The sequence below is a fragment of the Streptomyces sp. NPDC102437 genome, assembly GCF_044765565.1.
In the GTDB taxonomy this organism is placed as follows: Bacteria; Actinomycetota; Actinomycetes; order Streptomycetales; family Streptomycetaceae; genus Streptomyces.
Map to the genome: position 1 here is coordinate 20,151 of NZ_JBIWKI010000062.1, position 9,915 is coordinate 30,065.

General features: G+C 66.0%; 6 protein-coding genes and 3 pseudogenes. 4 read left to right on the top strand and 5 right to left on the bottom strand.

Features of this window, described 5'->3' with window-relative positions; all coding sequences use genetic code 11:
- Window positions 1–36: 36 nt before the first annotated feature.
- Window positions 37–408: pseudogene (locus ACIRJP_RS38360) on the bottom strand (tyrosine-type recombinase/integrase); the annotation flags it as partial.
- Window positions 383–1,054, bottom strand: coding sequence for a hypothetical protein (locus ACIRJP_RS38365; RefSeq protein WP_404184990.1), 672 nt, complete (start codon window positions 1,052–1,054; stop codon window positions 383–385). The gene ACIRJP_RS38365 and the pseudogene ACIRJP_RS38360, both read right to left, overlap by 26 nt.
- Before the next feature lie 323 nt (window positions 1,055–1,377).
- Between ACIRJP_RS38365 and ACIRJP_RS38370 the strand changes: the two genes are divergently transcribed.
- Window positions 1,378–2,442 (top strand): hypothetical protein, encoded by a 1,065-nt coding sequence (locus ACIRJP_RS38370; RefSeq protein ID WP_404184992.1) that lies wholly within the window; start codon window positions 1,378–1,380, stop codon window positions 2,440–2,442.
- 434 nt (window positions 2,443–2,876) lie between these two features.
- On the opposite strand, the gene ACIRJP_RS38375 is transcribed toward ACIRJP_RS38370, so the two are convergent.
- From ACIRJP_RS38375 to ACIRJP_RS38385, 3 genes are all read right to left on the bottom strand, one after another.
- Window positions 2,877–3,209 (bottom strand): hypothetical protein, encoded by a 333-nt coding sequence (locus tag ACIRJP_RS38375; RefSeq protein WP_404184995.1) that lies wholly within the window; start codon window positions 3,207–3,209, stop codon window positions 2,877–2,879.
- Window positions 3,210–3,505: 296 nt separating this feature from the next.
- The gene (locus tag ACIRJP_RS38380) at window positions 3,506–4,420 is read right to left on the bottom strand and encodes a type II CAAX prenyl endopeptidase Rce1 family protein (RefSeq protein ID WP_404184998.1); all 915 of its coding nucleotides are present in this window, start codon (window positions 4,418–4,420) and stop codon (window positions 3,506–3,508) included.
- 1,604 nt (window positions 4,421–6,024) lie between these two features.
- Complete coding sequence (locus tag ACIRJP_RS38385) at window positions 6,025–7,092, bottom strand: Mu transposase domain-containing protein (protein ID WP_404185001.1); 1,068 nt, start codon at window positions 7,090–7,092, stop codon at window positions 6,025–6,027.
- A 2-nt stretch (window positions 7,093–7,094) separates the two neighbouring features.
- Between ACIRJP_RS38385 and ACIRJP_RS38390 the strand changes: the two are divergent.
- The 3 genes and pseudogenes from ACIRJP_RS38390 to ACIRJP_RS38400 form a co-directional block, all read left to right on the top strand.
- Window positions 7,095–7,223: pseudogene (locus ACIRJP_RS38390) on the top strand (VOC family protein); the annotation flags it as partial.
- 697 nt (window positions 7,224–7,920) lie between these two features.
- A complete protein-coding gene (locus ACIRJP_RS38395) occupies window positions 7,921–8,127 on the top strand; it encodes a hypothetical protein (RefSeq protein ID WP_404185004.1) in 207 nt (68 codons plus the stop codon).
- A gap of 453 nt (window positions 8,128–8,580) precedes the next feature.
- Window positions 8,581–9,822: pseudogene (locus ACIRJP_RS38400) on the top strand (reverse transcriptase/maturase family protein); the annotation flags it as partial.
- Window positions 9,823–9,915: the final 93 nt, after the last annotated feature.

Consider the following 9,915-nt stretch of genomic DNA (forward strand, 5'->3'; position numbering starts at 1 on the left):
GGTGGCCAGGTCGGTGTGCTGCATGATCGCGCGGACCTGGGCGAGGGTGAGGTTGGGGTCGTTCGCCATCCGGGTCGCGGCGGTGTGTCGCAGGTCGTGCAGGGTCCAGTTCGTGCCGAGTCTCTCGTTCGCGCGCTGGATCACGCGCCGCATCGCCCAGTAGGTCGGCGGCCGGTCGGGGCCTCGGCGGGTGCGGAGAACCGGCTCGTCGGCCGACGGCAGCCCGATGTGGTCGAGGTATGCGGCCAAGACCGTCAGCGCCTGCGGGCTGGCCGGGACCGCCTCGCGGTCGTCGGTCCCCTTGGTGATCACCCAGATCAGTTGCTTGGCCCAGTCGATGTCTCGCGAGGTGACCCCGAGGAGTTCGCTGGCCCGGGAGCCACTAGAGCAGGACTGCGGCCCGGTCACGGTCGCAGGTCATCGCCCCGAAGAACTCGTCCCACATCGAGTCGGGAATCGAGCGGGGATCGGTCCGCCGGACCCGCTGGCGGAGTCTGGCCCGCCGGAATTGAGGGACTGCGCTGTCCGGGGCCCGGTGAGCGAGGGCCCGGCGCTGTGCCCGTGACTCTGGAACCGGGTTGACGAGCGGGCCCCGGCCGTAATGCCGGTGGTAGGCGTAGAAGCTGCTGACCACGGTCAGGCAGTGGTTGATCGTGCTGGGGGCGTAGCCGGCCTTCAGGTAGGGCTTGCCCGTGCGGGGGTTCACCGAGCCAGGCTGCGGTGCGTTCGGGTTCTGTCGGCGGCGCTGCGGATTCGGGGCGACCCGGAGCCATCCGACCAATGCGGACGCTTCTGCCTCCGTCGCCCGCTCCCAGGGGATGCCGAGGAACCACAACAGCCGGTACCAGCGCAGCAGATCGTACGCGTAACTCTTGGCGGTCAACGGCCGGTTGTCGTCCAGGATCAGGCCGCGGATGTACGGAAGGACGGGGGCGACGGCGGCCCCGTCAGCGTCGAGAACGGTGTACCGAGGTATGGATTCCAGCTCGATGACCGAGCCGACGCGCGGCACATCGGCCCGGCCCTCGATCAGCTGGCGATGCAGGTCTGGCAACACACTCTTCCTTGCAGGCGGAGATCATCTCGCTCCGTGATCGGAGGCACTGGTGCAGTTAACACACCACATCTGGAGCGCGAACCCGAGCCGGTGATGCTCCGTCCGCCGCAGGGCGATCAGGTCGCGGTCCACGTGGGGCTTCTCGCTGGACGACACCGAGGCGGACCTGCGCGAGAATGAGCCCGACATAGATCAGATCCGTGCTGACCTCACCGCCGTGACCGGCATCGCGGCGCTCACCGACTTCGCCGATACGGTGCCGTATCACCTGCTGTTCACGTTGCCGCGGGGGGTCACACGGGCGCACCGAGGGGATCAATATGGCGACGATCACGGTGGACGTGGCGGTTCCCGACGCGCTGCGGCCGGTCGTGGATGTGGCAGCGTTGCCAGCGGCCCTCGGTGACGCGGGGCCGGCGTGGCTGGTGCTGTCCGAAGACGGACGGCTGGCGCGGTGGACGCCGACGACCGGCGAGGTGCAGGACGTGGCCCGGTATCGGGAGGAGAGGCTGGCGTCCGAATACGGTGGCGGCGTTCGACTGCGGCTTCATGTATCTCGATGTGGCCGTTGGACGGCGGTGGTTCAAGACCGCGGTCGGTACGGCACCGTCGTCGATCTCACCACCGGTTCGCCAGCGTTGAAGTTGGACGGTGGGGATTACTGCTGTGAAACCGTCCCGTTCGCGTTGGCGTTCGCCGAACACGGTGGCCGGCCGGTTGTCGTCCATCGCACTGACTGGAACCGGTTGGATGTCACCGATCTCGCGTCCGGCGAGGTGCTTACGGGCCGGGGCAGCCCGGATATAGATGAGGAAGATGCGGAGCACAACCTCGACTACTTCCACGGCGCGCTGTCGCTGAGTCCTGACGGGACCCGTGTCTACGACGGCGGTTGGGTGTGGCAGCCGTGGGGGATGCCGGCAGTGTGGAGCCTGACCGCCTGGCTGCACGACAACCCGTATGAGTCCGAGGACGGGCCCAGCTATGCGGTGTATCCCGAGGTCTCGGAGTGGAACTGGCCGGTGGTGTGGATCGACGACGGGCGGATCGCGGTATATGACCGGGACGATGTCGGCAGCGGTACTGTCCACGTCCTCGACCCCACCTCGATCGAACTGCGCTCGCCGGGCGTCCGATGGATCAAGGCAGTCGCGACGTTCCCCTGGCCGGTCGGCGATTTCGGCTTCTTCACCGACGGAGAGCATCTGCTGATCGCCGACGGGGCCGGTCTGCAGGGCGTCGACATCACCAGCGGACAGCAGGTGTTCGCGATCGACGGGTTCCGCCCGGCGCGTCAGGATCGACATACCGGAACGCTCATCCAGGTCGGCAGCGCCAATGCCCGGTTGTGGACGCCGCCGGAGTGGACTGCGCGCGCTGGCTGAGCTGCCATTTCCCGCAGGGTGCCGAGCGGGAGAACATCCGCGAGTCCACACTGGAAGGGCTCGACACCGCCTCTCGCAAGAGCAAGCACGGCGGCCGACCGCCGGTCATCACCGACGACATGCTGCACACCGTGCTGCGGCGCCGCGCGAACGGCGAGTCAGATCCAGACCGACCTGATCGTCCCCACCGGCAAGCGCAAAGGGCGCAACCCCTCGGTGGCCAGCGTCTCCCTGTACACCAGGCTCGACCGGCTGGCGGAGGTGATGCCGCCCTCCGAGGACGGCGGCGCGCCCTTCCTCTGACCGCCGTCCCGGCGCCTCCCCCTGTGAGCCCGGGCGACGACGGCCCCTCATCCGCGGCTCCTGCAGAACGCCGCCAAGGGGCTTCTCTATACCTGCTCGCCCCTGTTGGGCCTTGTTGGCCCTAGCAGGTCTTACCTCCCCATGAACGGCCCGCTGCGGCCCTGGGAGGGTGGCTGCCTGTGGTACCCGGCCGACTCCTGCGCCAGTGCCCGGGACTGCTCGGCGGCCGCGCGCTTCTGGGCGACGATGTGCGTCCGGCGGGCCTTGGTCTCGATGTCGTGCAGCTCGGGGTACTTGGCGGCGATCGTCTTGCGCAGGACCTGTTCGGCCTGTCCGGCAGCGACGGTCTTCCCGCTGCTGGCGGCCGCGTCGGTGTACTTGGTGACCTCGCCCTGCAGGCGGGCCAGCGTCTGGGCGTCGCGGCGGTCCAGGCGCATCTCGACGTCGGGCAGCCGCTCGCGCATCGTGGCCAGCCGCTCGGTGACGAGGTCGATGTTGTCCGGCGCGGGCTTGTCGGCCCCGCGGTCGCGGAACTGTTGCTCTACTCAAACAGAGGTTCTATTAATTCAGGTGGCATCGAGGGAGCGTTGACAGTAGCTCCGGATCGCCGGTTGACCAAGAAACAGTGTCGTCTGCCATCAGGATGTCAGCGGGTTCTGCCACTGAACGTCAGTGGTTCTGCCATGAGAGGTGTCAGTGGTCAGAGGTCTGGTCGGCTTCGATGACGCGGAGGCCGTACTGGACGTCGGGCGCCAGGACATCACCGCTGCTGCTTTTCGCCGGGCGTGGTCCGACGCGTGACGCGGCGGCACGTCAGGAATGCGATCGCGACGACCACCAGGTACAGCGGTACGAGGAGCACCGCGTCACCGGACGCCTGCTCCACCGTCACGCCCGCGTCGCGGTCCTCGCCCTGCAGCATGATGCGGTTCACGGTCAGAACCGTCAGGTGCGTGCCGATCGCCGCCCACAGCGGGGCTTGACCCACGGCCGCACGGGCGGCGATCAGGGTCAGGCTGAAGACCGTCAGGAGGATGAGGTAGTCGACCGGGTGCTGCCCCTCCGGGGCGATGCCGATGTGGCCCGGCTCATCACCGGCCAGCCGTGCGATGCCAACCGCCACCAGAGTCGAGGTGCCCGGTACGAACAGGAAGACCGCCGTGGTGCCGAGCGCCGCCAGTGCGGGCCCGAACCGTCTGCGCAGCGATGTCCACGTGTAGCCGCGCAGCGTCGTCTCCTCGGGCAGGGCTTCAAGCAGGAACGCGACGACGGCGTTGGTGACGAGAAAGCCGACCAGGGTGACGAGGTCCAGCTGCTGCCAGACGAGTAACCCCACGGCCGTGCCCGCGCCCAGGACCAGCGCCGCTGCCGCGGCCGTCACCCCAACGCCGGTGAGGAACGCCCGTAGGCTCGCGCCCGGACTGCCGAAGCCGATCGTCCGGGGGTGTGACAGGCGCAGGACGCACGGCACGGCCACGACGGTGACGAGGGCCGCAGCGATCAGCCGGGCGGCCAAGCCACTGGCTCCGGTGGCGTCCGCCAGTACGGGTCCGAGACCGTTGCCGGCACCGAGCGCCACCGCCATGATCAGGCCGCCGGCCAACGCACGGCCCATGGCCCCGGCGGCCGTGGGCGCGGGTGAGGGTGCGGGTTGTCGTATGTGTAGCTCGGTCATAGCGCTCCTGGTGACGATAGGGCCGACTCCTCTCGACAACCCCGTGTGCTTTCCAGGCTCGCCCGACCACCGGTCAGGGGCATCGTGCGCGCGGACGACACCCCCATACATCCTTCGGCGCAGTGGACGACAGGGGTCGTCTGGTCGTTGGCCACCGGCTCCGGCTCCGGGAACACCCAGAGGCTGAGTGCCCGCGTTCATGCGGCTGCCGCTCCACCGCCTGGGCGATCGACGGGGCAATGCGGCTGGGAGGTGGTCCATGCTCTTCAGCCACGGAGCCGGCAACTCGTACGTGAGGGCGGGGAGCGTGACGGCCCCCGCCCTCACCCCGTACGAGGCACTGACACTTCCCGTGGTAGAACGACGGACGTTCTGAGGTCATATGAGAGCCAGGGCTTCGGCGTGAATGGGAGCCAGGGCTAGTCCGTTCGTGGCGGTGATGTACTCGACCGTGGTGGGTGACCTCCGACGAGTTCGGGAGCCACTGATCGGGTGAGCCGGCGGGCGTGGGAGGAGTGTCCGTAGGGGCCGGGGTCGGGGCGTCGGCAGCTTGTGGTCGCGGGCCCGGGTCGCCTCCCTGACAAGTCGCGGCCAGGGCTCGCCCTTGGACGTGGCGAAGGGCTGGACCCGTGGGTCCAGCCCTTCATGCTGCTGCGGTGTATCAGGGGTCCAGCCAAGGTGAGCCCGAAAGCCGCCATGGGATGATCTTGAAGTTCTGGGGGCGGCTGGTGTGCGCGACCGGGTCCGGCCCCGTCGTCCCTGGGTCAGCGTCTGACGATCCGGTCGAGAACGGTGGCAATGCCGGACTCGAATTGCGTCCTGGCTTCGTTCACGTGGAGTAGCAGCGTTCGATCAGTGGTTTGGGCAGCAGTTGGCGATCTTCAATGCTGTAGATGCTCACGAGAAATGACGTCACTGTGGTGCGGTGCCGCCGGAGTGTGGCAGCGGCGGACCGCGCTCTTGATCATCGGTCGTTAGACTCCCGGGGTTCGGATGGTGTCGGTTGACCGAAAGGCCAAACCATGGACGATGAGCGCTGGGCCAGGTGGCCCGAGCCGTGGGCAGGCACGGATGCTGACATGCGGACGGTCGTGGGCGCGATCCCGCAGGAGGTCAAGGACGGGTTCAGGTACGACGAGATCCCCTGGCAGCGGTTCCCGCACTTCTACGGACCGGGCGAGGAAGTTCCCGGTCGCCTCGCGACGCTCGCCTCCGGGGACGCCGAAGCCGAACTGTGGGAAAACCTCCACCATCAGGGCAGCACGATCGCGGTGGGAGCGCTGGCAGTACCGTTCCTGCTCCGGATCGCGGCCACCGGGCTCCCCCGGCTCCGGGCGGACACCCTGCACCTGGTCGCCGAGATCGGGCGATGCCAGCACTTCGGGGACGGAACACGCGAAGGTCTTCTCCAAGTCGCCGAGGATCCGCTGGAGGCGGAGGGCACCACGATGTGTCCGACGAACTGGACGATTCAGGCTGCTCGCGATGCCATCACGGATGACCTGCACCTCCTGTTCCCTCTTCTCCCCGGTCCCGATCCTGATGTTCGCTCCGCGACCGCCTTCGTCTTGGCAGCGGCGACCAGCGAGATTCAGCGCGTCTCCTCAGCCCTGCACCGCAGGCTGGCGGTTGAAGACGATCCGGTGGTCCGTGTGAGCTTGATCCTGGCGATCGCCCAACTCGCCCGCGAACACCAGGATGAAAATGCTCCGTCGTGGGCCCAGGAGCTGTGGTCGGATCCCGGCCGATCGTCCGAGATCCGCATCGGCGCCGGCCTCGCCTGGCTGTGCCTGGTCGGCGACCCCGTCCCCGACGAGCTCCGAGCTCTCCTGACCGACCCGAGTACCGGCCAATGCAGCGACCTGTTCCAGCGGGTGCCGTGGCTCGAACCGGTCGACTACTACGGCAGTGGGCTGCGTCGCTGCATCCACGAAATGCTCATGCCGGATGTCCCCTGCCAACCTGATGGTCCTCCGCCCTTCTAGGAAAGGACCTTCAAGGCCTTCAGCGGTCAGCCAGCCTCGGCAGGTGCTTCGGTCCGTGTCCGGGTGCTGGCGCCGCGGCCCACCAGGCGTCGTGAACCGGAGCTTCCCGGCGGAGCGGGCCTGGTCGAGTGCGGTCGCGCCGGGAAAGGCCCCCGGCTTGCGGACCAGTGCCTCCAGATAGTGGTCCAGCTCCAGCCGGCAGGCGCCCTTGGCGATCAGCCGCTCGTGCCGGGCCACCTCGACGTTCTTGTCGTAGACCACCAGGTGAGAGGCGTGCAGCAGCACCCGGACGCGCTTGCCGATCAGCGTCACCGGAACCGAGTAACGGTTGGTGCGGACCGCGATCTGACCGTAGCGGTCAACCCGCGGAGTGAACACCCGCCCCGTCTCGAACGGATCCTCCGGCAGCGGCAGCAGCCGAGGGCGCTCGTCCTCGAAGTACTCGTCGATCGCCCGTACCCTGGCCCCGATCCGGCGCCGTCCATCGTGCCGGTCCCACTGCTCGACCAGCTCGTTCAGCTCCGCCAGCGACTCGACCTCCGGAACCGGCACGAAGTGGTTGCGGCGGAAGTAGCCGATCTGGCCCTCGACGCCGGCCTTCTCGTGGGCGCCCTCGACGCCGGGCCGGCAATAGAAGCTCTCGATCCCGAAGTGCGACCTGAAGGCGATCCACCGGTCGGCCTCCACCCGTCAAGGCCACGGTGGAACGGCTGGTGGAAGCTGGTGCCACCGTGCTGCGGATCAAGGACGAGCCGGACATGGGGCTCTACGCTGCCGCCATGCAGGACCCCGAGGGCAACGAGTTCGACGTCGTCTGAGGGCCGTTGCGACGGTGCTGGTCACGGCCACTCGTTCACGGCTGCGACCGGCACCGTCGCCTCGTAGCGGACGGCGAGCTTGTCGTAGCGCGTGGGTGCGCCACGAGGCGCCATGGAATCGAGTGAGGTGAGAGACCTTCACCGCCGGATTGTCGTAGCAATCCGGTTGAAGCTGGGGGCAGTTCGGCTCGGGGGATGCCGGGCCGAGCGGTAAGCAGCCCCGACAACGCCGGGACGGGTTGGTACTGCCAGACGGTCCGGGTCCGGCTAGCGAGACAGGAAGGTGCACGCGAGAAATCAGTGCCTGACGCCCCGTAATTACGACACCGGCTCCAACCTGGCGGATCTGGGCCGGATGCAGTGCACGACCACCGCTGGCCGGTGGTCGACTCCGAAGCCGACTCCACGTATCGGTGGGCAGGCCACGCTGAAGGTCTGCGGCGTAAGCGTGGCGATGCTGCCGGGGTAGAGCTGGGCACCTCACCTGTCGATCGATTTCGCGGTGAACGTGGGAACTGTCCGCGGTCGCCCTTATATCGGACATCCAGTCCGATCGGGTGCAGGCCCATCGCCGGCTGATGGCCGTCGGGCAGGACGGAGGCTCCGTAGTACTCCGAGGCCGGGAAAGCCGGTCACATGGGGAAGGGAGCCAGCAAGTCAGCAGTAAGGAGACTGGAATGCCAGGAGGCTGTCGCCGGTGAACACCGACGAGCTGGAAGGGGCCTTGATGAAGGCCGAACGCCGGGTACTGGAGATCCAGACCAAGCTGCACCGTTGGGCTGGTGATGATTCTCATCGCAGGTTCGACGATCTGTTCAACCTCGCTGCGCCACGAAAGCGCCCTGTTATATCCCCGGTCAAGCCGGGAGGAACTCGGAGGGATGTTCCTGGGTCCGATGGCTAACCTGAATCCGAAAGGTGCAGGGAACAATAGCATGCCAGAAAAGTAACGTTCGTGTTCAGGCGCATGAAACGAGGCGTTGCGGGACCCGTGCGATACGGATAAAGCTTGATTGCCTAGACCTCAATCTCCAGAAGGTGCAAGAACACGCCCGCCGGAAATAGCGCCTGATACCGGCGCCACACCCTGTATCGGCATCACGAGGTGGCTGATACATCCTCCGGGATGTGGAGCGATGCCCAACGAGGGCATTTAAGGAGATGAATGAGGATCCTAAGTCGCACTATCACGTATGACAGGGACGAACGTGGGATCGCCTAAGGGGCGCGAGCCCTAAGGTGACAGAGGCCCCGTAGTAGTCGTAGGAGTAACGCTCTACCAAGGGGGACGGGAAGGCCGTCCGCAGGGCCAAGGGGGCCAGGTGATCGGATATTCGAAGACTGGGGGGTATGCGTAATGCAGAGCGCCGAAACAGTACTGAGTATCCTCCGTGATCGCGGTAGGCGTGGCCTGCCGTGCAATGAAATGTTCCGACAACTGTTCAACCCGCAGATGTATCTGATGGCCTACGGGTGCCTGTACTCCAACCATGGAGCCATGACGCCCGGGGCTGATGGAGAAACCGCAGACGGCATGTCGCTGGCAAAGATTGAACGCATCATCGACGCTCTGCGTCACGAGCGTTTTCGATTTAAGCCAGCAAAACGGATCTACATCCCGAAGAAGGATGGGAAGCAGAGGCCGCTCGGCTTGCCTTCGTGGTCGGATAAGCTCGTCGGTGAAGTGATCCGCCTCTTGCTGGAGGCATATTATGAGCCGCGGTTCTCTGACCGTTCACACGGTTTCCGTCCCGGCAAGGGCTGTCACACTGCACTCAGTGAAGTGGCAGACCTCTGGACTGGCACGGCATGGTTCATTGAGGGTGATATCTCAGACTGCTTCGGAAGTCTTGACCACGAGGTCATGCTCTCGACGTTGGCTGAGAGAATCCACGATAACCGTCTCCTCCGGCTGATCGAACAGATGCTGCAAGCCGGATATCTGGAGGACTGGGTATGGAACGAAACGCTCAGTGGAGCCCCACAGGGCGGTGTCGTTTCGCCGATCCTCTCCAATATTTACTTGGACCGGTTGGACAAGTTCATCGAAACGGTTCTTATACCGCAGTACACCCGAGGAGCTAGCAGGACAAACAACCCTGCCTATGCAAGGGTGCGAATGGCGGCGGTGCGCGCTCGAAAACGCGGCAATATGACCGCAGCACGCGAGTTGCGTAGACAGCTACGGGGAACGTCCAGCAAGGATCCTCAGGATCGTTGCTATAGGCGACTCCGCTACTGCCGGTACGCCGACGACACCCTCCTCGGTTTCGCCGGGCCGAAGGCCGAGACCGAGGAAATCAAACAGCGTCTGGCGCAGTTCCTTCGAGACGAACTCAAGTTGGAACTGAACCCGGACAAGACGCTGGTCACGCACGCCCGTACCCGGGCAGCGTCTTTCCTCGGCTACGAGATCACTGTCCAGCACAGTGCGACACGCCCGTCTGTCAACGGCAGCGTCGCACTGCGCGTCCCACGGCAAGTGATCAAAGCCAAGTGCACCCCCTACCTACAGCACGGAAAACCCGAGCGCCGCACTGAGCTGTTCAATCGTGACGACCTCACGATCATCAGCACATACGGAGCGGAATACAGGGGGGCCTTGACCCCGGATGTTGGACACACGAGACACTGGATCCTGAGGATCTGAGAACGGACATCTCGTGGTCATGAAGAACTACCCGCCGGAGTT

Excerpts from the sequence above, each read along its gene's own strand:
- ACIRJP_RS38380 (WP_404184998.1), bottom strand. The coding sequence starts at position 4,420 with ATGACCGAGCTACACATACGACAACCCGCACCCTCACCCGCGCCCACG.
- ACIRJP_RS38375 (WP_404184995.1), bottom strand. The coding sequence starts at position 3,209 with ATGCGCGAGCGGCTGCCCGACGTCGAGATGCGCCTGGACCGCCGCGAC.
- ACIRJP_RS38370 (WP_404184992.1), top strand. The coding sequence starts at position 1,378 with ATGGCGACGATCACGGTGGACGTGGCGGTTCCCGACGCGCTGCGGCCG.